Source organism: Pseudomonas duriflava (genome assembly GCF_007830155.1).
In the GTDB taxonomy this organism is placed as follows: Bacteria; Pseudomonadota; Gammaproteobacteria; order Pseudomonadales; family Pseudomonadaceae; genus Chryseomonas; species Chryseomonas duriflava.
Window position 1 is genome coordinate 148,649 of record NZ_VLKY01000012.1, and the last position, 23,741, is coordinate 172,389.

20 protein-coding genes and 1 pseudogene are annotated in these 23,741 nt (G+C 56.3%); 14 read left to right on the top strand and 7 right to left on the bottom strand.

The window, feature by feature from the left end; translation table 11 throughout:
• Positions 1–12: 12 nt before the first annotated feature.
• On the bottom strand, positions 13–864 hold the full coding sequence (gene motA, locus IQ22_RS17270) for a flagellar motor stator protein MotA (protein WP_145144259.1): 852 nt from the start codon (positions 862–864) through the stop codon (positions 13–15).
• 116 nt (positions 865–980) lie between these two features.
• On the opposite strand from motA, the gene IQ22_RS17275 reads away from it, so the two are divergent.
• The 5 genes from IQ22_RS17275 to IQ22_RS17295 all read left to right on the top strand — a co-directional run bounded on the left by IQ22_RS17275 (position 981) and on the right by IQ22_RS17295 (position 8,460).
• Entirely contained in the window at positions 981–2,510 is a 1,530-nt protein-coding gene (locus IQ22_RS17275) for an HDOD domain-containing protein (protein WP_145144261.1), read from the top strand.
• Between the two features lie 72 nt (positions 2,511–2,582).
• Positions 2,583–3,395, top strand: a complete 813-nt coding sequence (locus tag IQ22_RS17280) for a rhodanese-like domain-containing protein (RefSeq protein ID WP_425298879.1) — start codon at positions 2,583–2,585, stop codon at positions 3,393–3,395.
• A 139-nt stretch (positions 3,396–3,534) separates the two neighbouring features.
• Positions 3,535–4,434, top strand: a complete 900-nt coding sequence (asd, locus tag IQ22_RS17285) for an archaetidylserine decarboxylase (protein ID WP_145144265.1) — start codon at positions 3,535–3,537, stop codon at positions 4,432–4,434.
• An 85-nt stretch (positions 4,435–4,519) separates the two neighbouring features.
• Positions 4,520–6,319, top strand: a complete 1,800-nt coding sequence (locus tag IQ22_RS17290; RefSeq protein ID WP_167654179.1) for a molecular chaperone — start codon at positions 4,520–4,522, stop codon at positions 6,317–6,319.
• Between the two features lie 56 nt (positions 6,320–6,375).
• Positions 6,376–8,460, top strand: coding sequence for an EAL domain-containing protein (locus IQ22_RS17295; RefSeq protein WP_145144267.1), 2,085 nt, complete (start codon positions 6,376–6,378; stop codon positions 8,458–8,460).
• Between the two features lie 39 nt (positions 8,461–8,499).
• On the opposite strand, the gene serB is transcribed toward IQ22_RS17295, so the two are convergent.
• Positions 8,500–9,696, bottom strand: a complete 1,197-nt coding sequence (gene serB / locus IQ22_RS17300) for a phosphoserine phosphatase SerB (protein ID WP_145144270.1) — start codon at positions 9,694–9,696, stop codon at positions 8,500–8,502.
• Positions 9,697–9,856: 160 nt separating this feature from the next.
• Here serB and IQ22_RS17305 point away from each other — a divergent pair, with 160 nt between their 5' ends.
• From IQ22_RS17305 to IQ22_RS17320, 4 genes are all read left to right on the top strand, one after another.
• Positions 9,857–11,410, top strand: coding sequence for an AhpA/YtjB family protein (locus IQ22_RS17305; protein ID WP_145144272.1), 1,554 nt, complete (start codon positions 9,857–9,859; stop codon positions 11,408–11,410).
• Positions 11,411–11,435: 25 nt separating this feature from the next.
• Entirely contained in the window at positions 11,436–13,082 is a 1,647-nt protein-coding gene (locus IQ22_RS17310; protein ID WP_145144397.1) for a C13 family peptidase, read from the top strand.
• Between the two features lie 113 nt (positions 13,083–13,195).
• On the top strand, positions 13,196–13,837 hold the full coding sequence (locus IQ22_RS17315) for an oxidoreductase (RefSeq protein WP_145144274.1): 642 nt from the start codon (positions 13,196–13,198) through the stop codon (positions 13,835–13,837).
• 92 nt (positions 13,838–13,929) lie between these two features.
• Positions 13,930–14,397 (top strand): YbaK/EbsC family protein, encoded by a 468-nt coding sequence (locus IQ22_RS17320; protein ID WP_145144276.1) that lies wholly within the window; start codon positions 13,930–13,932, stop codon positions 14,395–14,397.
• Positions 14,398–14,405: 8 nt separating this feature from the next.
• Here IQ22_RS17320 and IQ22_RS17325 read toward each other — a convergent pair whose 3' ends face one another.
• From IQ22_RS17325 to mpl, 3 genes are read right to left on the bottom strand one after another with little or no spacing between them, the layout of a single operon-like run.
• On the bottom strand, positions 14,406–14,693 hold the full coding sequence (locus IQ22_RS17325; protein ID WP_145144278.1) for a YceK/YidQ family lipoprotein: 288 nt from the start codon (positions 14,691–14,693) through the stop codon (positions 14,406–14,408).
• Positions 14,686–15,315: a flavin prenyltransferase UbiX gene (gene ubiX, locus IQ22_RS17330; RefSeq protein ID WP_145144281.1), complete on the bottom strand. Its 630-nt coding sequence runs from the start codon at positions 15,313–15,315 to the stop codon at positions 14,686–14,688. Before ubiX ends, IQ22_RS17325 begins: the two co-directional genes overlap by 8 nt.
• Positions 15,312–16,676, bottom strand: a complete 1,365-nt coding sequence (gene mpl / locus IQ22_RS17335; protein ID WP_145144283.1) for a UDP-N-acetylmuramate:L-alanyl-gamma-D-glutamyl-meso-diaminopimelate ligase — start codon at positions 16,674–16,676, stop codon at positions 15,312–15,314. Before mpl ends, ubiX begins: the two co-directional genes overlap by 4 nt.
• A gap of 259 nt (positions 16,677–16,935) precedes the next feature.
• Between mpl and IQ22_RS17340 the strand changes: the two genes are divergently transcribed.
• Positions 16,936–17,592, top strand: coding sequence for a DedA family protein (locus IQ22_RS17340; protein ID WP_145144285.1), 657 nt, complete (start codon positions 16,936–16,938; stop codon positions 17,590–17,592).
• A 6-nt stretch (positions 17,593–17,598) separates the two neighbouring features.
• Positions 17,599–18,400 (top strand): annotated as a pseudogene (locus IQ22_RS17345) (M90 family metallopeptidase).
• Here the strand turns inward: IQ22_RS17345 and IQ22_RS17350 are convergent.
• Entirely contained in the window at positions 18,380–19,489 is a 1,110-nt protein-coding gene (locus IQ22_RS17350) for a mechanosensitive ion channel family protein (protein ID WP_208733664.1), read from the bottom strand. The pseudogene IQ22_RS17345 and the gene IQ22_RS17350 overlap by 21 nt on opposite strands.
• Positions 19,490–19,676: 187 nt before the next feature.
• On the opposite strand from IQ22_RS17350, the gene ppa reads away from it, so the two are divergent.
• Positions 19,677–20,204, top strand: coding sequence for an inorganic diphosphatase (ppa, locus tag IQ22_RS17355; RefSeq protein WP_145144291.1), 528 nt, complete (start codon positions 19,677–19,679; stop codon positions 20,202–20,204).
• A 123-nt stretch (positions 20,205–20,327) separates the two neighbouring features.
• Here ppa and rlmE read toward each other — a convergent pair whose 3' ends face one another.
• Positions 20,328–20,948: a 23S rRNA (uridine(2552)-2'-O)-methyltransferase RlmE gene (gene rlmE, locus IQ22_RS17360; protein WP_145144293.1), complete on the bottom strand. Its 621-nt coding sequence runs from the start codon at positions 20,946–20,948 to the stop codon at positions 20,328–20,330.
• A 265-nt stretch (positions 20,949–21,213) separates the two neighbouring features.
• Between rlmE and IQ22_RS17365 the strand changes: the two genes are divergently transcribed.
• Both IQ22_RS17365 and IQ22_RS17370 read left to right on the top strand, forming a co-directional pair.
• Positions 21,214–22,863: an NAD(P)/FAD-dependent oxidoreductase gene (locus IQ22_RS17365; RefSeq protein ID WP_145144295.1), complete on the top strand. Its 1,650-nt coding sequence runs from the start codon at positions 21,214–21,216 to the stop codon at positions 22,861–22,863.
• Positions 22,863–23,594, top strand: a complete 732-nt coding sequence (locus IQ22_RS17370) for a TrmH family RNA methyltransferase (RefSeq protein WP_145144297.1) — start codon at positions 22,863–22,865, stop codon at positions 23,592–23,594. The genes IQ22_RS17365 and IQ22_RS17370 overlap by 1 nt, the downstream gene beginning before the upstream one ends.
• Positions 23,595–23,741: the final 147 nt, after the last annotated feature.

Consider the following 23,741-nt stretch of genomic DNA (forward strand, 5'->3'; position numbering starts at 1 on the left):
GACTAGTTAGCCTCAGGCGCCACGCATGGCTTGCTCAAGCTCGGTAAAGCTTGGGCGGTGGGCGGGGTACAAGACTTTACGGCCAAACTCGACCGCTACGGTCGGCGGCATGCCGGATGCCGAGGCAACCAGGGTGGCCTTGATAGACTCAAGAACATTGAGCTCTTCCTTGGCGTCATGCTCGAGCGATGAGGCCAGTGGCGCAAAGAAACCGTAGGCCGCCAGAATACCCAGGAAGGTACCAACCAGGGCTGTACCCACGCTTGCACCAATCTTGATGGTATCTCCCTCGGCCAACAGGCCCATGGTGATTACGATCCCGAGTACTGCCGCCACGATACCCATGGCCGGCAGACCGTCTGCCACTTTAGACACGGCATGAGCGGGATGCTCGAGGTCTGCCTTCATGCTGGCGAGTTCCATGTCAAACAAGCCTTCCAGCTCGTGAGGTGCCATGTTGCCCGAAGACATGAGACGTAAATAATCTGTGATATAGGCCGTCATCCGCTCATCCTTGAGAATGGCCGGATACTTGGTGAAGATAGGGCTTTCGTTAGGCTCTTCGATATCACCTTCGATAGACATCATCCCCTCGCGGCGGCTCTTGTTGAGAATCTCGTAGAGCAGCTTAAGGACGTCTAGGTAATAACCATGCGTGAAGCGATGACCAAACATTGACAAAGACTTCTTCAGCACGACCTTGAACGTGCTGCCTGAGTTCGCCTGCAGGAAGGCCCCCATCGAAGCGCCGCCAATAACCAGCACTTCGTAAGGATGCACGAGGGCCATGATACTGCCACCCGACAGTACGAAGCCTGCAAGTACGCAACCAATGACAACGATAATGCCGATGATTTTGACCATAATTTTCAAACACTTTAAGTTGACTAAGGCCCAAAGACGGGAATGCTGATTTAGTTATCGGATAATCTGCGCCAGACTGTAGGCCTTTTATGAAAAGCCATTCCTGCGAGCCCTCTATGTCCAACTCATCCGCTCGTCCTACGACGCTTGATGCCTGGCTGACCAAGCTGGAAAGCGTGCGCTTGTCCGTTCCTGTCGAAGTACGGGATGACGTCCGCCGGGCCCTGCTCAATGGCCAGCGCACCGTTCCGGAAATTGCCGAAGCCGCGATCAAATCACCGGCCCTGGCACTGGTGCTGCTGCGCGAGGCCAATCGAAGCCCGCTCGGCAAGGAGAATCCGGCGGTTACCCTGGAAATAGCCTTAAGCCGACTGGGGCTAGGGCCTGCAGAATATGTGTTATCGGCGTTGCCGCCCGAAACTAGAGAGCAATACTCACCGGCCCTGGAGCAGATTCTGCTGATAAGCCAGCATGCCCTCTCTCAAGCCACAGGCTTGTTCGGAAACTCACTGGCGCGCCTGCGGCAGGAGGTTCGTCTCTGCGCACTTTTGTTTCTTGCGCCGGTCTGGCCGCTGGCGCAGCTCTACCCGGAGCTCTGGACCGAATGGGAGCAGCGTGTACTAGGCAATCACGAACCTGCTGTGCAGGTTGAGCGTGAGTTGTTAGGCGTTCCCTTGCTTGAACTCTGCCTAGCCCTTGCCGAACGCTGGAGCCTGCCAGCCTGGATCGTTGAAGGGTACCGGTTGCTGGTTCAGGATCGTCGCCGTCTGGTCAAGGCGCTGCATATCGCTCATGACAATAGCCATCCCCTGCAACAGCAACAGCGCCTCGATGCTGACCTGCCGCTGCGCCGTTGGTTAACCCAGCCAAGCAACACTATTCTATTGGCGAATGGCCTGGCTCTAGCGGCGCACCAGAGCTGGAGCGACCCCCATGTTCTCCGCTGGCAACGTCTGACCGGTCTGTACATGCAGGCTCCGCTGGAAGAGGTACAACAGCTCACGCATCAGGCTGCTGTACAAAGCGCGAAGCAGCAGGCCAAGCCCGGTTTCTGGCATCCTGCCGAAGCGTTGCTATGGCCTTGGGACGAACGACGCCTGCGCCCGAAAAAGGCACTACCCAAGTCGTCTCATACACCGCCAGTAGACATCGACACCTGGAAAAAATACTGCCAGACCCTATTGAAGGACCCTAGCCCCTTCACCAACCTACTGCAACTGACCGCCTGCGCGTGCGATGCGTTGATAGCCTGTGGCCTGCTTCGCTTCATGGTGCTGATTCCTGATCGCTCTGGCGCCCATCTACTGGCCCAGCAGGTTTATGGGCTTCCAGAAGCGTCCAACGGCCTACAACTGTCGCTGTCTACCAGCGCTCTGTTGCGCAAGTTCATGGCAGAGCCGGCCCAACTGTGTCTAACCCAGGACAATGCCGCTCAGTTCATTCAACACCTGCCCGGTAACCTACGTGCGCTTTTCGCCACTCAAAACCTGATACTTCGCTCGGTGGGCAACAAGTCACGCGTTGGTCTGCTGGTCATTGCCGATAAACAAGGAGCGCCGCTGTCCGAGCGGGATCTGCAAGCCTTCAGCAAAACCATGACGTGCATTGAGCGAGGGCTTCTCTTGCATGACCCATACATATCCTGACCATGATGAATGGTTCAGCTTTCAGGCAACCCCGGTACAATCTGCCCTATCCTTTCATTCAGGGAATTCGTCATGTCCTTTTCTGACCTGCCTCTCGTAATCGAGCCCGCCGACCTAGCCGCACGCCTCGACGCGCCTGAATTAATTCTGGTCGACCTGTCGAGCGTGGCTCGCTACGCCGAAGGGCATATCCGGGGCGCCCGCTTCGTTGCGCCACAGCGCACTCAATTGGGCAAGCCACCTGCACCGGGCCTGCTGCCAGAAAAGGCTGATCTTGAAACCTTGTTCAGCGAACTGGGGCATCGCCCCGATGCCGTTTACGTGGTTTATGACGACGAAGGCGGTGGCTGGGCCGGACGCTTCATTTGGTTACTGGACGTGATTGGTCATACCCGTTACCACTACCTTGATGGGGGGCGTCACGCCTGGATCGATGCGGGCCTTCCCTTAACGCAGGATGTACCGGCACCCGGCCAGACGCCTGTCGCCCTGACCTTACACGACGCACCTATAGCTACTCGCGAGTACATACAACATCGCCTAGGCGCTATGGACATGGTCATCTGGGATGCTCGCGGTGCCGATGAATACCGCGGAGACAAGGTCCTGGCAGCACGAGGAGGTCATATTCCGGGCGCCGTGAACTTTGAGTGGACCGCCGGCATGGACCCGGCCCGCAACCTGCGTATCCGCCGCGACATGTCCGATATTCTGAACAACCTGGGCATTACTCCGGATAAAGAAGTAATTACCCATTGCCAGACGCATCACCGTTCGGGGTTCACCTATCTTGTGGCCAAGGCGTTGGGCTATCCAAGCGTCAAGGGTTATGCAGGCTCATGGGGTGAATGGGGCAATCATCCAGACACACCCATCGAACGTTAGACGTGAACGCTCGATAGCAGGCCAAATGGCAGTATAATGCGATAGATATCACAGCTACTTTGTGAATCTTTTTCTCGTTTCGCCTTGTCTGGCCCTGTCTGCTGGTTCACGCTTCGAAATTGCCGCTCAAGGACTCACTATGAATTTCAAAGATCGCCTGTTCATCTTTAGCCAGCATATTCTGCCCCATCATCTTCTATCCCGGATGATTGGTTGTGTAGCTGAATGCCGGATGCCCTGGCTCAAGAATGCACTAACGGCCTGGTTCGCCCGCCGCTACGCAGTGGACATGCGTCAAGCCGAGGTCGAAGACCTGACGGCCTATGAAAATTTCAATGCGTTTTTCACACGCAGCCTGAAGCCGGACGCTCGTCCCCTTCCAGCTGACCCCGACGCGATTGTCAGCCCGAGCGATGGCGAAGTGAGCCAGATCGGCCACGTCGAGCATGGTCGTATCTTCCAGGCCAAGGGCCATAGCTATAGCCTGCTGGAACTGCTGGGCGGCGACGCCGAGCGTGCCGCGCCGTTTATGGGCGGCTCCTTTGCCACGATCTATCTCTCGCCAAAGGATTATCACCGCGTACACATGCCTGTTGCCGGTACCCTAAGAGAAATGGTCTACGTACCGGGTAAAATTTTTTCAGTTAATCACCTGACGGCCGAAAACGTACCTGAACTGTTTGCCCGTAACGAACGCGTAGTGTGTTTATTCGATACCGAGCACGGCCCCATGGCCATGGTTCTGGTAGGCGCTATGATCGTGGCCAGCATCGAGACCACTTGGGCCGGCCTCGTGACTCCACCTAAGCGGATGCTCAGAACTACCCGCTATGATGAAGCCGCACGCGCCCCGATCCATTTGGAAAAAGGACAGGAAATGGGCCGCTTCAAGTTGGGCTCTACTGTTATCGTCTTGTTTGGGCCGGACCAAATCCGTTGGGCTCAGGAGCTTGGCGCTTTCAGCACGGTCAATATGGGGCAGCAGATCGGATCACCGGTACGCACCGATATCATCGAACCGATGCCGGGCGAGCTTTAACCAGGCGAAGTTTGGCTTACACGCCTTTTATCAACCCTAGGGATAAACGTCCCAACCACTGCTCAATTGGGAGAGATCACTGTCGATGGTTAGCCAAGGCCCTCAGCACCTGCTGCGGGTGCCGACGCCCACGCAGCGGAGTCTGACGTTTTGCGAAGCCAGCCCCAACGGACTAAAACACTGGCTGGATCAACTGCCGCGAGCCAAGCTCGGCGAAGTGGCGCGCCTGTTGTATCAGGGATTGATGGAAATCAATCAGTTGATCCAGCCCAACGACATGCGTCTTCGCTTACTGGAGCTGCTGCGCCCGGAAGTTTATCGAACCTGCACGCTGCTTGAGCGGCATGTGCTGGATCAGCCTATTGTGCTGGACGAGCGCTCACGCAAGGTCGCCAACCTATGCCAGGCCTTGCAAAACCATCTGGCAGCCGGCTACAAGCTTGTCGTTACCGAAGAACTGGCAGCGTCGTCCCGTGACCGAAACACGCTGCTGCCCTTGGCCTTGCAACGAGCACTACGCAGCCTGCAAGGCCCTCTGATCCGTGCCGCCCTACTGTATACACCTGCCAGCGACCATCTATGGCTGGAGCTTCACCAGCTGTTCCTGCTGGCACAACGCCTGAACCTGCATACCCAGCGCATCCGCGATGATCTGGTTCAGCGGCCGGATGGTCAAAGCCCGCAAGAAGCCTATTGCGCGGCTCTCCTGTTTGGCACAGCCCGTTGCAACCAGATACGCCAGCGCCAGATCATTCAACTGGTCGAGTATTTAGATCGCTGGGCCAGCCTGGTACAGCTCAAGCCTGCCGATCAGGCAGACGTACTGTTTGTCGTCGCGCCTCAGATCGATGCCCCAGCCCGTTACCGGACCCTCCTTAAGGAAGCCAATCTTAAGGGCCTGCTGGGATTGTCAACGCATTCCCTGGTCGGCCAGATCAGCGACTACCTTGCCCTGCCGCCTGAAGAGCGTAGCCGAGCGCGCTTGCCGGCCCAGCCTGACATCAGTACCGATCTGCTCCAACATGTACGGGCCGCCTGGGGGCAGGAATCGGACCGGGCCTTTCAGCGCACATCCGGTCAGGGTCGACTAGAAGTATGCATTGGCATGAGCGCCCTGCACTTTCACCTGTCTGGTCGGCTACCTTTTGCCCAGACCCTTAATCTTCCAGCCCCACCGGCGGCCAAGCCTGACTTTGCGCCAGCGCAGAAAGCCGATGTATGGTCATTAGCCTTTGATGCGGAGTACAACACGTCTGAACCGGGCGATACGCTTGAAGAGATTCGTTACGAAACGCCGGGCACTGTCCAGAGTCAAGAGCCTGAGCTCGATAAGACCTATCCGCTGTTCTCGCTGCCCATCGTCAATCACAGCCCAGGCGGCTATTGCGTCAGCTGGCCCAACGAAGTACCCGATCAGCTACAGGCAGGGGAAGTAGTAGGGCTACGCGGCACCAATGAGCACAGCTGGGGGATCGCCGTCATCCGCTGGATTCGACAGGTTCGCGGAGGTGGCACGCAAATGGGGCTGGAGTTACTTGCACCGACGGCCCGCCCATGTGGCCTTCAGCTCTTGCGTAAGGCTGAGCAAAACAGCCAATACTTACGTGGTCTGCTGCTGCCGGAAATCAAGGCTATTGACCAGGCACCTACCTTGATTGCTCCGCGCCTGCCTTTTCAGGAAGGCAGCAAGGTACAGATCAATCAGAACGGCATGGAGCAGCAGGGCATGCTGACCCACCGGCAAAGTGCTACCGTAAGCTTTAGCATATTTGAATATCGATTATTGGAGAGCGCTAGCCCACCCCCACCCAAGCCTGGGAAGGAAGGTGCGGGCTCGCCGTCAGCTCACGAAGACGATTTTGACTCCCTCTGGAAGTCGCTGTAGATTCCGGCCTCCTGATCTGTTGATCACTGTTCTTGCTCAGGTCCTTATAACCGTCTATGGCTACTGCGAAGAAAATCATCCGCCTGCTTATCATCGAGGAATCGCAGAACGAAGCCGAGCGGCTGGTCAGCCTGTTTCGTAATGCAGGCTCCGCGACTCGCGCTCAGTGCCTGGATAGCCCAGAGGCGCTCACCAGCGCCCTGCAGCAAAGCTGGGACCTGCTTATTGCGACGCCTTCTTGCCAAGCGCTGCCACCTTTTGAAGCCCTTAAAATAGCTCGCAATCAGGCTGGAGACTTGCCCTTCATCCTGCTGGTCGATCCGGAGGACCCGGACGCTATTACCCGGGCTCTGATGCAAGGGGTTCAGGACGCTGTTCCACTTGGAGAAGATGAGCGCTTGGTTCTGGTTGCACAACGAGAACTAGGCAATCTAGAAACACGTCGCGCCTATCGTGCTGCCGAGGCAGCACTGACCGAGGCGGAAAAGCGTTGTCAGTTGCTTTTGCAAAATTCCGAGGATGCCATTGCCTATGTGCACGATGGCATGCATGTCCATGTTAATCCTATCTATCTGGAGCTGTTTGGTTACGCAGACAGTGAGGACGTAGAAGGCATGCCGGTTATCGACTTGGTGGCCACTAGCGATCAACAGGCTTTCCGGGACTTCCTTAAGCAATACTCGTATGACCCTGAGGCGAACGGTACGGCACGCTTCACGTGCTTGGGTCTCAAGGCTGACGGTACGACATTTACAGCAGATATGAGCTTTTCGCCTGCTTTTTACGAGGATGAACCTTGTATTCAGGTGATTATTCGAGACAGCGGCCTAAACGAGGCGGTGCTTGAGGAAAAGCTTCGTGAAGCCACTCGGCTGGATCCTGGAACCGGCTTGCTCAACCGGGCCGGTATGATTGCAGCGCTTGAAAGCGCATTGGAACAAGTGGCTCGGCAAGAGCATGCAGCCAGCTTTGCCTACCTGCAAATTGATCACTATGCGGGTACGCTGGCAGAAGCCGGGCTGACTCACACTGACGCCCTGCTGAAAACCCTGGCCAGACAACTGCAGCAACAGGTAGGCCAAGGCGTCCTGCTTTCACGGTTCAGCGACGATGCCTTCGCCGTACTGGCGGATCGGCAGCCAGTAGAGCAGCTAGAAGCCATTTTAAGAAGTGTGTTGAAGCAGACTACGGCACATCCGCTGGAAATCAACAAGCGCGCCTTTCAACCTTCCTACTCCATCGGCCTTACGACGCTGGATACCAAAACGCCTCATGCAAACGCTGTTCTTGACCGCGCTCACCGCTGCGCTCAAACGATCGCCCGACAGGGAGGCAACGATCTAAAGCGCTACGATCCTGCCGAGGAGCTCGCTGCCGCAGCCAGCCGAGGCAACTTAGTTGCCATGGTACAGCAGGCCTTGGATTTGAATCAGTTCCGCCTGCTATTTCAGCCCATTATCAGCCTCCGCGGTGATCAGCAAGAGCATTATGAGGCCTTGCTGCGCCTGACCAATGCGCAAAATGAGCAGGTACCGACCTCTGATTTTTTGCGGGCTGCCCACGAAAGCGGCCTCAGCATACGCATCGACCGCTGGGTAATCCACAATGCGATTCGTATCCTGGCTGACCACCGCGCCCGCGGTCATAGCACGTGCCTTTTTCTCCATTTGTCAGCGGCGTCCCTACAGGACACTAGGTTGTTGCCATGGCTACAGGCGACCATGCAGGCCTCTCGTTTGCCAGCCGAAGCCCTAATCTTCCAGATCAGCGAAGCGGATGTTGTGGCTCACCTGAATCAGGCTCGACTAATGACCCATGGCCTAAGGAAACAAGGCCACCGTATTACACTGGGTCAATTCGGTACGTCATCTTCGTCCTATACGCTTCTGGAGCAGATCGCTGTTGATTTCGTCAAGGTTGATGGTGCCTTTGTACGTGACCTCAACCATGCGGAGAATCAGGAGGCGCTGAAAGCGCTGATCGCTAGCGTCCATGAGCATGAAAAGTTATGCATCGTGCCCTTTGTCGAAAGCGCCAGCATTCTTGCTACCCTCTGGCAGTCAGGCGTGAATTATATCCAGGGCTATTATTTGCAGGAGCCTAGCCAGGCCATGAACTACGAGTTCACCTCCGAAGAGTGATACCAGGCCGGACTATAACAGCCGGCCCGGCTTTAACGGTCAAGAGGTGCCGTCGCGATCTCGTACACCCAGGAGATAGAGCACCCCGTCCAGCCCCAGCGTGGTAATGGATTGCCGAGCCGACTGACGTACCAGCGGCTTGGCCCTGAAGGCTACCCCTAACCCTGCCAAAGCCAGCATGGGCAGATCATTAGCGCCATCGCCTACTGCAATGGTCTGCTCCAGGCTCACCCCTTCCTTCATCGCCAGCTCACGCAACAAATCGGCTTTGCGTTGCGCATCTACAATAGGTTCCACCGCGACGCCGGTTACCTTCCCATCAACGGTCTCCAGCTCATTGGCAAAAACGTAGTCGATGCCTAAGCGCGCCTGAATCTGGCGAGCAAAATAGGTAAAGCCCCCTGACAGGATGGCAGTTTTGTAACCCAGACGTTTGAGTTCGGCAAACAGATGCTCAGCGCCTTCGCTCAAGCGCAGGCCAGCGCCAATATCTTCAAGAACCGACTCCGGTAGGCCCTTAAGCAACGCCAAGCGCTCTTTGAAGCTGGCCCGAAAATCCAGTTCCCCCCGCATGGCTCGCTCCGTAATAGCCGCGACCCGCTCACCAATACCCGCAGCCTTGGCCAACTCGTCGATGACCTCAGCCTGGATTAGCGTGGAGTCCATATCGAACACTGCCAGCCGCCGATGACGGCGAAAAAGGGTATCAGCCTGGTAGCCGATATCCATGTTCAATTCCTGAGTCACGCTGAAAAAGGCGGCGCGCAAGGCTTCAGGATCAGCTGGCTCGCCAACCAGGGTGAACTCCAACGCTGCCCGCCCGCGCGCACCAGGCGCAGACAACGGTTCGATTCGCTCAATCGATAACCCTTGGGCCTCAACCAGCTCACCGACGCGCTGTACCTGGGCCGCTTCGATATGCCGGCTCATCAACGTCAATATATGACGGGGCGATGCCTCCGCAGCCTGCCAGGTCGCATACGAAGAGGCATCCAACCGCGCCACGTGCAACCGCGCCCCCCGCTCTGCGGCGCGCCGCTCAAGCGTTTCAGTCAAGACACTCAGCTCATGTTCTACTGGCAGTTCGGCAACCAACCCGAGACTGACCAGCCCTTGAATACGATTCTGCCGGATATCCAGCAATGACGCGCCAGCTTCGGCCAGTACGGCGGCCAATACAGTGCTCAGCCCGGGGCCGGCATATCCGTTACTTGTAATGAGGATGATGTCTCGCAAGGCGCAGCCTCCGCCAGAAAAAGAAGCGATTCTAACCGTTTCTCGCCGTACCCGGAGTCCTAGGGATTGACGAGCGGTTCATCGTCGGGGCCAGCACGCTTTAACGACCCCGGCCCGCTGGGTATACTGCGATACACATTTTTGTCCAAAGAATCCCCCTGTGACTCGGCCCGCGACTGTAAAGCCCGACAATTTCTTTCTGCTACTGTTTCGAGCCCTGCGCCAACGCCGCATTCCCATTGCCCTGCGTGTCGTTTCGCACAGCCTCATTCTCGTTATTGCAGCCCTGCTCATTTATGCCGTGGTCATGGGAATGCAGTTTCGCCACGCCATGCAACAGCAGGCCGATGCCATCGGACAGACCCTAGTAAGACAGACGGCGGCCTCGGCCACCGAGCTGCTGGTGTCCAACGACACCCTTAGCCTGAATGTCCTGCTGGGCAATCTGGCCCGCAATCCGCTAGTAGCCCATGCCGCCGTGTTTAGTCCGGATAATCGCATTCTGGCGGAAGCCGGCACTCGTCCTACACGAAGCTTGTTGGGAGAAACGGAAGGCATCTACTCAACACCGATCAAATTCCAGGATGTCACCACCGGGCAGTTGCGCCTGAGTCTGGATATGAACGAATTCCAGCAACCGATGATGATCAGCCTGCAGAACATGGCGCTGCTGGGGCTAATCCTGCTGGCTCTTACCCTGATTCTCAGCCTGCGTCTGGGACGCAACCTATCCACTCCGCTACTAGAGCTACGGGTGTGGCTACGTGATCCGGATGACCCAGCGCCCAGCGCAGGCCGCCTGGATGAAATCGGTGATCTGGCTCGCCAGTTACAGACGCGCCTGGTGCCAGAAAAGCCCAAGCCTGCCAAGCCGAAAAGGTCTTCCAAGGTCAGCAAGGTCGCTCCTGCAGATACCATCGAAGGCGATGAAGACAACCCCTTCCTGGATGAGCGTGCCGGCATCAAAGTCCGCCCTACCCCGTCTGCCAAGCCTGCTAAACCTGTGGCAGTACCGGATGGTGACAGCGATGAGTTCGATGACGACGCTTTTGCCGACGTCATGCCTGACCTTGAAGAAGCGGAAGATGAAGGTAAGAACAAAGCCGCCTCTGCTCCTGTTACGCCTGCCATGGCGAATGAACCAGACATTGTCTCCACTGCCGTACTGGCGATTCAGCTAGGCTCCCAGGAGCAACTCCGTAAATTACCGCGGGCTCGTCTGGTTGACCTGCTGGAGCGCTACAAGCATTGCTTGGAACAAGCCACGCAGCTATACAAAGGTGAACTTCACAGTCTGATCGATGGCGGCAGCCTGATTCTTTTCCATGAAACCAATGACGACGATGATTACCTAACGCATGCACTCTGTTGCGGTGAAATCATGCGTGCCCTGGGTCATGCATTGCAGGTTGAAGTTGCTGACAGTGGTATTACCCTGCAATTGCAGCTGGGCCTGACCCATGGCGAACGGCTGGTAAAGCTTAAGCTGCCGGAACTGCTGGCTAATGAAACCGTACGAAGTGCCATCATGCTTAGCCAGCACAGCCGGAACCTGCTACTGGTCGAACGCAGCATCGCTGAAGATGCGCTCTTGCGTGAGCGTGCCCGCATCCGCTCTATCGCAAGTCCAGAGGGTGCCAGCTGTGTCGAACGTCTCCTCGAACCGTATTCCTCTACTCTTGAACGTCATCTCGTTCGTCTCGAAACACGCTAGGGCTGGCCAGCGCCAGCTCCTCAGCCTGTCCCGTCGCCGATTTTCGGGCACAGCAGCACCGCTAAGCCTGGTCCTGCTGCTGGCCTGTTCGCCTGCAGGTGCCCAGAGCGGCACTGAGATACGCCTGCCTGACGGTGCCGTGTATCACGGTGAAACCCAGCATGGTCGCTTGCAGGGAGAGGGCCGCCTAGACTGGCCCAACGGCAACTGGCTGCGTGCCAATTTCAAAGACGGCCTGGCCAATGATCAGGGCGAGCATCACCTGGTAACCGGCACGCACTATCAAGGGTCTTTCCAGGCGGGCCTATATGAAGGCAAGGGTGTACTGACGACACCAGCCGGACGCTATGAAGGCCAGTTTCACCAAGGACTTTTCCACGGGAAAGGTTTTCTAGAGTCAGCTGACGGCTGGCGCTATCAGGGTGAGTTCGTCAAAGGCGTAATGCAGGGCGAGGGTTCCCGCACCGACAGTGACGGCAGCGAGTACAGCGGTACGTTCAGAAACGGACAGCTCAATGGCCAAGGCCAATGGGCCGACTTGGAAGGCAACTTCTATGAAGGCGGATTCATCGACAGCCTGTTCTCTGGTAAAGGTCGCTATCAAAGTGCGGATGGCAGCATCTGGGTAGGCACGTTCAAGAGAGGTGAACTAACAGGCCAAGGGACGTTTACAGGCGCTGACGGGAGCCGTTATAGCGGCGTCTTTAAAAACTGGCTTTATCATGGCCAAGGCCGCTTCACGGATGCAGAGGGCCGCCTTTATATCGGTCACTTCATCGAAGGCAAATTCGACGGCCATGGTGTTTTAACCTACCCGGACGGCCGCCGTGAGGCTGGGCTGTGGAGTGAAGGCCAGCGTCTACGCAATGAACATGGCGTGTATCAGCCAGACCCACTGGAGCGCGGGCTGCTGGAACAAGGTCAACGGCTCGACCAGGCCTTGGCCAGCGTGTTGCCCTCTACTGCCGGCATCGAGCTGTATGGCATCAGTCTGGGCGGCGATGGTCAACAAAAGGTATTCCAACGTGAAGCAGATTACGTTGCCGACCTACTAACCGGGCGCTTTAAAGCACGCAGCGTGATTCGCCTGATCAATCAACGCGACCCGTTAGCGGCCAATCCGCTGGCAACTCGGGAAAACTTGCACCAGGCTATCCAAACACTGGCCGAACGCAGCGGTAATGAAGACCTGATCGTGTTGTACCTCACCAGCCACGGCTCCGCTGATCACCGTTTGGCCTTGAGCGAACCAGGCCTGGAGCTGGCCAACCTGCCAGCGACCGAGCTTGCAGCCCTGCTCACCCCGCTCAAGCAACGCGACAAGGTAGTTATTGTCTCGGCCTGCTATAGCGGAGGGTTCATCCCACCGCTCAAAGACGAACATACCCTGGTGATGACAGCCGCTCGGGCCGACCGCACTTCGTTCGGCTGCACGGACGAAGCGGACTTTACTTACTTTGGCAGGGCCTTGTTTGCCGAAGCTTTCCAGAAAACGGATGATTTACAGAAAGCGTTTACCGAAGCCAGCAACATCGTAGCTGAGCGTGAGGTTAGCCAAGGTTTCGAGCCTTCCGAACCCCAGATCTGGGCGCCACCAGCTGTACTAAAGAAGTGGCGTTTGTTACGTGCCGCTCAGGATGAGCACGTCGCGCTGTCTACCCCTGAGACATAAGCAACCTCCTCCCTAAAAGGCGTGTCAGAACGAAAAGAGTGGTATGCACCGCTAGGCTGCTCAAAGTGCCCGGAAATACCGCTCGATATGCTCACCGATAAGGAGCCTTACTTATGCATCTGACCCCGCAGAACATCCTGATTGCAGGCGCAACCGGCCTGACCGGAGAGCATTTGCTGGACCGCCTACTAAACGAGCCCACCCTTTGCCGCATTCTGGCGCCAACACGCCGTCCTTTATCCCCCCACCCCCGCCTGGAAAACCCGATAGGCGAGCTGAACGAACTTCTTCCCTCCCTGACCGGCCCCCTGGATGTCGCCTTTTGCTGCCTAGGTACAACAATCAAGAAAGCCGGATCCCAAGAAGCTTTTCGGACGGTTGACTATGATCTGGCGCTGGCAGTGGGCCAACGGGCCCGTGAGTTAGGTGCTCGTCACTACATTGTTATCAGCGCAATTGGCGCTGATCCCTCTTCATCCTTTTTTTACAACCGGGTCAAAGGTGAACTGGAAGAAGCCTTGAAAAGCCAGAATTGGCCGCAGCTCACCCTGGCCCGCCCGTCTCTGCTATTAGGCCCGCGTCCCGAACAACGCCTGAGTGAGCAGCTTGCCGCCCCGTTGTCGCATCTCCTGCCAGGTAAATGGCACGGTATCGAAGCCTGTGTTCTGGCTCGTGCGCTTTGGCGCCTGGCCTTGGAGGAGCAAGATGGTACACGGGTAGTCGAGTCGGATGAGTTGCGTAAACTGGGACGCTGACCTAAGCCATTACGGGCTCGTTCGCGAGGCTCTATGGTTGACGTAAGCAGTCTCGCTTTGAAGAATCTGGGTTCACTGTTTTGGAGATAGCCATGAGCCTAGACTCGGTCCGCGACTTTTTTGCCACACATGCTCCCGACCTCTCGATTATCGAACTGGATACCAGTACCGCTACCGTAGCGCTAGCTGCCGAAGCACATGGTGTAGAGCCAGGACGTATCGCCAAGACCCTAGGCCTGCGCATTGGTGAGCGAGAGGTGCTCCTGGTCGCTCGCGGCGATGCGCGGCTGGACAATCGCAAGCTCAAGGCCGCCTTTGGCAGTAAGGCCAAGATGCTCGACGGTGAGCGCGTTCAGGCACTGACCAGCCATCCGGTTGGTGGCGTCTGTCCATTCGGCTTGGCAACCCCGCTTCAGGTGTATTGCGATACTTCACTCAAAGCTTTCGATGAAGTATTACCTGCAGCTGGTGCCATCCACAGCGCTGTGCGCTTGTCCCCCTTGCGCATGGCGGAACTGGTTAAGGCGGAGTGGGTAGATGTTTGTCAGGAGGTTAGCTAATCCTTGATTTAACTACCACCACGGACAATTAGCCCGACCCCAAGTACTTTAGCCAAGGCTAGTGGAAACAACACAGTGTCCAATAGCAAACTGGCTGGCAGATCAAGAGCGGGATATGTAGGCGCTTCGACACCAAAGCGCTCGGCTGGGCAACAGCCGCCCTGCAGGGCATACCAGTCCAGACGCGTTCCCGCATAAACAAGTGGCGCGCCGGGCTTGTTGGCGTTGAGGGCGCCGACGCTAGCACAACCACTAAGCAGCATCAGCATGAGCCCGGCGCAGAGCAACTTATTCATCGCTGACCAGATGATGCTCACCCCAGCGCGGCAGCATGTCCTGAGGAATATTCAGCGTATTAAGAATACGCGCCACGACAAAGTCGATCAGATCATCCACCGTCTGCGGCTGATGGTAGAAGCCTGGCGCTGCTGGAAGAATCGTCACGCCCAGATTGGACAACTTGAGCATGTTTTCCAGATGAATACTGGAAAACGGTGACTCCCGAGGCACCAGAATCAGCGTGCGGCGTTCCTTGATAGCAACATCCGCTGCACGCTCGATCAGGTTGTTACAGGCGCCCGTGGCAATCGCTGACAGGGTGCCGGTCGAGCATGGGCAGACCACCATGGCAGCCGGCGCACTGGAGCCGGAGGCAGGCGGAGCCATCCAGTCGCTCTGCCCGAATACACGGATCTGCCCGGCGGCCGCACCGCAATATTCCGTCAGAAATGCCTGCATCGCCTGCGGCTTGGGCGGCAAGGTCACATCGGTTTCGGTCGCCATAACCAGATGAGCTGCCTTGGAGATCATGAAGTGCACCTCACGCTCTTCCTGGATCAAGCAGTCCAATAGCCGCAGACCGTATTGCGCGCCTGAGGCGCCCGTCATCGCCAGGGTTACGCGTTCAGGTCCACTCACGCCCTATCTCCTTCCCTCAAGGCGGTAGCCAGCTTGCCATGCAGCCCACCAAAACCGCCGTTACTCATGATGACCACGTGTGTCTTACCACGCGCCTCGCTTTTGACACGGGCGATAATGGCGTCTAGCGAGTCGCACACCACAGCCGGTACAGAACAGGCATCAGCCGTACCGGCCAGATCCCAGCCCAGGTTTGGCGGTGCGTACCAGATAACTGAGTCAGCCAGTCGCACGCTATCCGGCAAGCCATCACGATGGGCACCCAGCTTCATCGAGTTGGAACGCGGCTCGATTACAGCAACGATAGAGTCGTCGCCAACCCGAGCGCGCAGCCCCTGCAGCGTTGTAGCGATGGCCGTAGGATGATGGGCGAAATCGTCGTAGATCGTTACTTCACCGATCTCAGCAATCGTCTCCATTCGTCGCTTGACGCTCTTAAACTCACATAAGGCTGCGATGCCTTGCGGTGGAACAACACCAACATGACGAGCCGCCGCCAAAGTGGCGAGGGCATTTGCAACGTTATGCTGCCCCGTCAGATTCCACTCGACAATGCCCTGAGCTTGGCCCTCGAACAATACCTCGAAGCATGAGCCGTCGTCGCGCACCAAGCGTGCCTGCCACTGGCCGCCCTCACCGGTTGTTTGTACAGGCGTCCAGCATCCTGTATCCAGTACACGAGCCAGCGCCGGCTCGGTAGTTGGGCGAATGATTAACCCTTCACCTGGAATGGTTCTGATTAGATGATGGAACTGACGCTCAATGGCCGCCAGATCGGGAAAAATATCGGCATGATCAAATTCCAGATTGTTGAGAATCGCCGTACGAGGCCGATAATGAACAAACTTGGAACGCTTATCGAAAAAAGCGCTGTCGTATTCGTCTGCCTCTACGACAAAGAACGGCGTTCCACCCAGGCGTGCCGAGACACCAAAATTCTGTGGGACGCCACCAATCAAAAAGCCAGGACTCATGCCGGCATGTTCCAGCACCCAGGCCAGCATACTGGTTGTTGTGGTCTTGCCATGAGTACCAGCCACCGCCAATACCCAGCGATCTTGAAGAACATGATCCGCCAGCCACTGCGGTCCGGATACATAAGGCAGCCCTTTGTTCAAAACATGCTCTACAGCAGGATTACCGCGAGACAGTGCATTGCCGATAACAACCAGATCGGGAGCCGGCTCGAGATGGGCTGGCTCGTAGCCTTGCATCAGCGAAATTCCCTGCGCCTCCAGCTGGGTACTCATGGGCGGATAGACATTGGCATCGGACCCCGTCACTTCATGGCCTAACGCCTTGGCTAATACAGCCAGCGAGCCCATGAACGTGCCGCAGATACCGAGAATATGGATATGCATGGATGACCCCTGAACGAGCGAGGCCCGGCAGCCCCGTAAAAACCTGCCGCAGGTTAGCACAGCGACAAGCGGCATCGTGCACCTCCCTCGGTCTTACCCGAATCGTATGGGCATCTCAAGGCGTGAACGTCTTCGCAAAAGAATTATTCGTGCAACATTTCGCAAATTACAAGGTGCTGTCCGACCCAACGGCCACTAGCAGGGTAGAGGCTTCCCCCTATAATGAACCCTTCGCCCCACCGCCAGAGATAGGCTGTTCATGGACTTCAATCCGATCGACCTGATACTTCACCTCGACGTCTACCTTGAATTGCTGGTTAGCAATTACGGCTCATGGATTTACGTCATCCTGTTCCTGGTCATCTTCTGTGAGACGGGCCTGGTTGTTATGCCCTTCCTGCCCGGCGACTCGCTGCTGTTCATCGCAGGCGCCATCTGTGCAACAGGCGGCATGGACCCCTGGCTACTGGGTAGCCTTCTAGCCTTTGCCGCCATCTCCGGCGACAGTACCAATTATGTGGTTGGCAGAACCCTGGGCGAGAAACTCTTCTCCAATCCCAAATCCAAAATTTTCCGACGCGACTATCTGGATCGCACTCAAGCCTTTTATGCCCTGCATGGCGGCAAGACCATTACGCTCGCGCGCTTTCTACCCATTATTCGGACCTTCGCGCCTTTTGTAGCGGGTATAGGCCGGATGAACTATCTGCGTTTTCTAGGCTTTAGCGTCCTGGGTACTTTCCTGTGGGTTGGCGGACTCGTCACCCTGGGCTATTTCTTTGGCAACGTGCCCTTCATCAAACAACACCTGTCCATGCTCGTGATTGCCATTATCGGTATATCCCTGCTGCCCATGATCATCAGCGTGATCAGCCGCCGCTTGCGCCCCACCCCGAGCCGCAGCGAGATCAGCTGAGCACAGGTGTGGTCGTTTCGTGCCTGGCGAGACCGGAGGGTGCTAAAGCGCACTCCGGTCTCGCCTGATCTTTGGGCTGCCGTACATGCACGTCTGCCTATTATCGCGGGACTCGATGCTGCAAACGACCTGCTGTTACAACAGCGCAGCCTTCTCTTTCTAGCCCACAAGCGGATCACCCTGCTTGGTAACCTTATCCTTGACGACGTAGATCGGCTGGCTCTGGCAGCACAAGCCGTATTTCCGCTGCTGTCCCTGCCAGACCAGAACTGGTACCGGGGCTTTCACGAAGTGATCCTGTATCCTCAGGACTTTGCCAGCCCGCAACGCTACCGGGATGAAGTTGGTGTTGAGCATGAAGAGCTCAATGAGCTTAGTGGCGAGGCATGGGTGCAAGGCCCGGTCATCATGGCCTGGTCCGGTATTCAAGAGAGTGGCGACTGGACCGGTTACAACCTTGTCATTCATGAACTGATGCACAAGATCGACATGCTTCGAGGCGAAGCCAACGGCTTGCCGCCATTACATCGGGAGATGTCAGTAGCGGATTGGGCCTTCACTCTTCAGAGCGCCTACGATGATCTCAATCAACGCCTAGAAACCGCCTCCGAAGACGAAGCGCCCATCGATCCCTATGCAGCCGAGCATCCTGCTGAATTCTTCGCGGTCTGCTGCGAATATTTCTTTAGTGCCCCAGCTGTCCTTGACGCTGCGTATCCTGACGTTTTATGCACAATTGCGTCTTTTCTTCCGCCAGGATCCGCAGCTCAGATGGCTAGCAACAACCTCACCGAATCTCGATACCTGAAGCCGCTTCAGCTCCTTTGGGCGCATCAGGTGCAGCTCGATGGGCTACAGGCACGTCCTCGAGAAACTCCAGCGAACGTACCGGCATGCCAAACTTGATCTCACGTTGGGCCAGTTGAGTAAGTAGTTCGAGATTGATCTTCTGCTGAATGTCCATGTACAGGTTGTAGTCAGGACTCAGCACGTAATAGACCACTTCAAACTTTAACGCATTGGTCTGTAGCGCTAGCAGATGTGCACGGTCGAATCGTGTTTGCTCCACTGAGGTAATGATCTCCTTTACCAGCGGGGCGATCTCTGCGACTTTTTCTGGCGGTGTACGGTAAGAAATATCGAAACTGAAGAGAATGCGCCGCTCAGACATGCGTTTGTAATTATGAATGGTCTGTTGCAAGAGCTGGGTATTCGAACAGATCACCTGCTCGCCGCTGAGGCTGCGAATACGTGTTGTTTTCAGGCCAATGTATTCAATTGATCCGGCAATATCGCCGAACACGACAAAATCACCTTGCTCAAAGGGTTTGTCGATCCCGATCGACAATGATGCAAACAGATCGCTCAATACGTTTTGTACGGCCAGCGCAACGGCAATGCCGCCAATACCCAGGCTGGCAACGAAAGCCGTGATGTTGACGCCGAGATTGGCCAGCACCGAAAGGAATACAACCGCCCACAAGGCCACACGAATCATCAGTGAGATCATCGTCATGGTCAGTTGGCTGCGCTGATGACCCGACTTGCTTTGCATGGACGAGCGCGCCCATAGCTGAATGACCGCATCTATCCACAGGCCAGCTTGTAACGCTAGAACAAAAAACCAGATGTGACTGACTCGGTCCTCCCAGATGGGATTCAAATCGATCACGTACAAACCGATCTGTATGGCCATCAGCAGAATGAGCAAGCGGCTCGTCCGCTCGGCCATGGCGCCTACATATTGGGTCCAGCCGCCACTTTTATGAGTGGACCAGGCAATGATGCGCCCCGTTACGGCGCTGACTATACGTCGGATGATCCAGTAACTGACGACGACAATGACTAGCGCCAAAGCCAGGTTGATAACGGTAGCTTCGTTGACCCACTTGAACATGCCTGTCATGACTCCGATTCAGGAAAGACCTCCCGCATCATGGATACGGACCTCCCTTTTCAGTGGCCTGCAAGCGGGCAAAGTTCCAGTATTGAACCTTATCCAGCACCAAGGCTCGAATACCCGATCAAATACGCCTATACTTCTGCCCACATTACGTGGCCTATCAACAAGGGTGAGTCGCTCCATGAGCTACAGCAAGATTCCGGCCGGCAAAGACGTGCCAAACGACATCTACGTCGCGATCGAAATCCCGGCTAACCATGCGCCGATCAAATATGAAATCGACAAGGACAGCGATGCCCTGTTCGTGGACCGTTTTATGGCCACCCCGATGTTCTATCCGGCCAACTACGGATACATCCCGAACACGCTAGCTGACGACGGCGATCCTCTGGACGTCCTGGTCGTAACCCCTTATCCAGTGGCGCCTGGCGCAGTTATCCGTGCGCGTCCGGTCGGCGTTCTGCACATGACCGACGAAGCCGGTGGCGACGCCAAACTGGTTGCCGTACCGCATGACAAATTGTCTGTGCTGTATCATGATGTAAAGGAATACACCGACCTGCCCGCTCTGCTTCTTGAGCAGATCAAGCACTTCTTCGAGAACTACAAAGACCTCGAAAAAGGCAAGTGGGTGAAAGTAGAGCGCTGGGGCAACGCTGAAGAAGCCCGCGCGGAAATTCTGAAGGCAGTCGCGGCTTACCAAAAATAAGTCGTTACTACCCAATAAAGCCGGCCACAAGCCGGCTTTTTATTGTCTGCTGTCTTTTATCTAATTCCGCTCAAGCTTAGATGCGCAAGGGTCGCAGGTATTTAGGGTAGCACCGTAGGCGCCTTATCCTTTAAATCCCTTTGCCACCAGATAAACTTCCTTTGAGCGCGGCCGTGACGCGTCGGGCTTGCGTATCACCACCTTCTCGAATGAGCGGCGAACATCCTTCAGGAATTCGTCGGAGCCTTCGCCCTGAAAGACCTTGGCCACAAAGTTGCCATCGGGCTTTAGCACCTGCCGAACCATATCGAGAACAAGTTCGACCAAGTACATGGAGGAAGCCTGGTCGGCAGCAGCGATGCCGCTGATATTGGGAGCGATGTCGGAGATAATCAGGTCAGGCTTATTGCCGTCGAGCTTGTCGAGAATCTGCTGGAACACCGCATCGTCGGTAAAATCGCCCTGGATGAAATCGACGTTATCCAGCGGGTCCATTGGCAGAATGTCGCTAGCCAAAACCCGCCCCTTCTCACCTACAAGCCTTCCGGCTACCTGTGACCAACCACCAGGAGCGGAGCCAAGGTCCATGACAAGCATGCCGGGGCGTATCAGTTTGTCCTTCTCGTTCAGTTCGATCAGCTTGTAGCTGGCACGGGAACGCAAGCCATCCTTCTGAGCTCGTTTGACGTAAGGATCGTTGACGTGTTCATCCAGCCAGCGGCGGCTGCTTTTGGATCGTTTCATGAGAGAGCCAAGCACGGAAAAATCAATGAGAGGAGCGGACCAACGCACGAGACAAAGGGAAAGGCTGTTGGGCGCATAATGACAACGATTATAAACCGATAATACAAGTCCAGGGGCTGGTATCGCATAGCGCCGAAGCATACGGCACCGTTGGCCGCCCTATCAGGCCAGGACTGACAGGGCGGACGATGGCGGGTATAATTCATGCCTTACCCCCGCCCTTCTATTGCTTCCTTTGCCGGAGTCACCGGCCAGGATTACCGCCATGATTCGCATTAACGAACTGTCTCTGCCGCTTGATCATTCCACAGATGAATTACGCAAGGCCATCGTCAAACGTCTTGATATCCGCGACGCCGACCTGTTGAACTTCACTGTCTTCAAGCGCAGCTACGATGCCCGCAAGAAGAACAGCGTCATTCTTTTCATCTACATTATTGATCTGGAAGTACGAGACGAGGCAGCTATTCTGGCGCGCTTTGCCGATGACCGACATGTACTCCCGGCCCCGGATACCAATTACTATCCGGTAGGAAAAGCGCCGGCCCATCTGAGCGAGCGGCCGCTGGTAGTGGGTTTTGGTCCTTGTGGCTTATTTGCGGCGCTGTTGCTCGCGCAAATGGGCTTTAAGCCCATCGTGCTTGAGCGCGGCAAAGATGTGCGTCGACGCACCAAGGATACCTGGGCGCTATGGCGCAAGAAGACCCTGACCCCGGAATCCAACGTACAGTTCGGTGAGGGTGGTGCCGGCCTGTTCTCCGACGGCAAGCTCTACAGCCAGATCAAAGACCCGAAGTTCTATGCCCGTAAGGTGATGCACGAATTTGTCCGCGCTGGCGCTCCGGCCGAGATCATGTATGTGAGCAAGCCGCATATCGGCACCTTCCGTCTTACCGGTGTGGTAGCAGCCATGCGCGAGGAGATTATCGCTCTTGGCGGCGAGGTGCGTTTCGAAAGCAAGGTGACCGACCTGCTGATTAACGATGGCCAGCTTGAGGGAGTGGTGCTAGGTAACGGAGAAACCATTCATAGCCGCCACGTAGTGCTGGCGCTGGGCCATAGTTCTCGCGATACCTTCCGCATGCTGCACCAGCGGGGCGTATTTATCGAGGCCAAACCCTTTGCCGTAGGTTTTCGCATCGAGCACCCACAAGGCATGATCGACCAGGCCCGCCTGGGCAAATATGCCGGCCATCCTGAACTCGGCGCTGCCGACTACAAATTGGTGCACCACGCCAAGAATGGACGTGCCGTCTACAGCTTTTGCATGTGTCCAGGCGGCACCGTAGTAGCGGCCACCTCCGAGCCGGAGCGTGTTGTGACCAATGGCATGAGCCAGTACTCACGCAATGAGCGCAATGCAAATGCCGGCATCGTCGTAGGCATCAACCCGCAACAGGATTTCCCCGGCGGCCCGCTGGCCGGCGTGGAGTTCCAGGAGCGTCTGGAGTCACGTGCCTATGAGTTGGGCGGCCGCGATTACTGCGCACCCGCCCAATTGGTAGGCGACTTCATTCGCGGAGTACCCTCAGCGGAATTTGGCGAGGTGGAACCCTCCTACAAGCCTGGTGTGCGCCTGGGCGATCTTGCGCCCTCGCTACCGGAGTATGCGATCGAGGCCATTCGCGAGGCGCTGCCGGCATTTGGCAAACAGATACGCGGTTTCGATCGTGATGACGCGGTGCTTACCGGTATTGAAACCCGCACGTCCTCTCCGGTGCGCATTACTCGCGACAACGAGACGCTGCAAAGCCTCAACTTGCGCGGCCTGTATCCGGCCGGTGAAGGCGCTGGCTATGCGGGTGGCATCTTGTCGGCAGGCGTGGACGGGATCAAAGTGGCTGAGGCATTGGCCAAGTCGCTTCTGTCAGACATAGAGATGACGGACGAGCAGTCCAGCCGAGCGGCTTGTTGATGAAACTCGATGACATCAAAAAACTTCACCAGAAAAAATACCGAGCCGAGTTCGGCTATTTTCTGGTGGAGGGCGAGCATCTGTTGCTGGAGTTGCAAAAGGCGGCCTTACAGAATCCGTTGTTACAGCGCAGCCAACTGTATGTAACCAGTGCCTATGAGCACTGGCAAAGCCCGTTTGAAACCCACCTCATCAGCGATCGGCAAATGGCGCAAATTGCGGATACCAAGACACCGCAAGGCATTATTGCGCTAGTACCAATGCCGGCGACAACCGCGCCGGCCTGTGCCTCTGCTGATAACGAGCGGGCTATCTATCTCCATGAAATCCAGGATCCGGGCAATCTCGGCACTGTCCTACGCACCTTGGCTTGGTTCGGTAATTTTCGCTGCCTGCTCAGCCCCGGCAGCGTTGATCCGTATAACCCTAAAGTTGTGCGCTCCAGTATGGGTGCTATTTTTCATGCATCCATCGAGCTGGATGTAGAAATAGACTCCTTGCGTACGCGTTTCGAACGCATTGCTTGCCTAGACATGAATGGCGAGCGCGTGCAATCGGAGAACTTTAAGACGTTCGATTGCTATCTGTTCGGCAACGAAGCACGCGGCGTGCCCCGCGAGCAATTGATCGCACTCAACGCGCAACCCTTTACTATTTCCGGCTGCGGCACCATCGAATCGCTGAACCTGGCCGCAACGGTCAATATGTGCGCGTACGAACTAAATAGATAACAGATCTTAAAGAGCCGTTTTCTCATTTTGGAAAAGGGAACAGATTGAGCCGGCCCTGACATCCTCTCAAGGCCGGAAACCGCATGCGGCAAGGCTGTATGGGCTCCGAAACATCACCCAGCACAGCTTGCCTCTCATCAGACCTGC

Excerpts from the sequence above, each read along its gene's own strand:
- motA (WP_145144259.1), bottom strand. The coding sequence starts at position 864 with ATGGTCAAAATCATCGGCATTATCGTTGTCATTGGTTGCGTACTTGCA.
- IQ22_RS17275 (WP_145144261.1), top strand. The coding sequence starts at position 981 with ATGTCCAACTCATCCGCTCGTCCTACGACGCTTGATGCCTGGCTGACC.
- IQ22_RS17280 (WP_425298879.1), top strand. The coding sequence starts at position 2,583 with ATGTCCTTTTCTGACCTGCCTCTCGTAATCGAGCCCGCCGACCTAGCC.
- asd (WP_145144265.1), top strand. The coding sequence starts at position 3,535 with ATGAATTTCAAAGATCGCCTGTTCATCTTTAGCCAGCATATTCTGCCC.
- IQ22_RS17290 (WP_167654179.1), top strand. The coding sequence starts at position 4,520 with ATGGTTAGCCAAGGCCCTCAGCACCTGCTGCGGGTGCCGACGCCCACG.
- IQ22_RS17295 (WP_145144267.1), top strand. The coding sequence starts at position 6,376 with ATGGCTACTGCGAAGAAAATCATCCGCCTGCTTATCATCGAGGAATCG.
- IQ22_RS17315 (WP_145144274.1), top strand. The coding sequence starts at position 13,196 with ATGCATCTGACCCCGCAGAACATCCTGATTGCAGGCGCAACCGGCCTG.
- IQ22_RS17320 (WP_145144276.1), top strand. The coding sequence starts at position 13,930 with ATGAGCCTAGACTCGGTCCGCGACTTTTTTGCCACACATGCTCCCGAC.
- IQ22_RS17325 (WP_145144278.1), bottom strand. The coding sequence starts at position 14,693 with ATGAATAAGTTGCTCTGCGCCGGGCTCATGCTGATGCTGCTTAGTGGT.
- mpl (WP_145144283.1), bottom strand. The coding sequence starts at position 16,676 with ATGCATATCCATATTCTCGGTATCTGCGGCACGTTCATGGGCTCGCTG.
- IQ22_RS17340 (WP_145144285.1), top strand. The coding sequence starts at position 16,936 with ATGGACTTCAATCCGATCGACCTGATACTTCACCTCGACGTCTACCTT.
- IQ22_RS17350 (WP_208733664.1), bottom strand. The coding sequence starts at position 19,489 with ATGTTCAAGTGGGTCAACGAAGCTACCGTTATCAACCTGGCTTTGGCG.
- ppa (WP_145144291.1), top strand. The coding sequence starts at position 19,677 with ATGAGCTACAGCAAGATTCCGGCCGGCAAAGACGTGCCAAACGACATC.
- rlmE (WP_145144293.1), bottom strand. The coding sequence starts at position 20,948 with ATGAAACGATCCAAAAGCAGCCGCCGCTGGCTGGATGAACACGTCAAC.
- IQ22_RS17365 (WP_145144295.1), top strand. The coding sequence starts at position 21,214 with ATGATTCGCATTAACGAACTGTCTCTGCCGCTTGATCATTCCACAGAT.
- IQ22_RS17370 (WP_145144297.1), top strand. The coding sequence starts at position 22,863 with ATGAAACTCGATGACATCAAAAAACTTCACCAGAAAAAATACCGAGCC.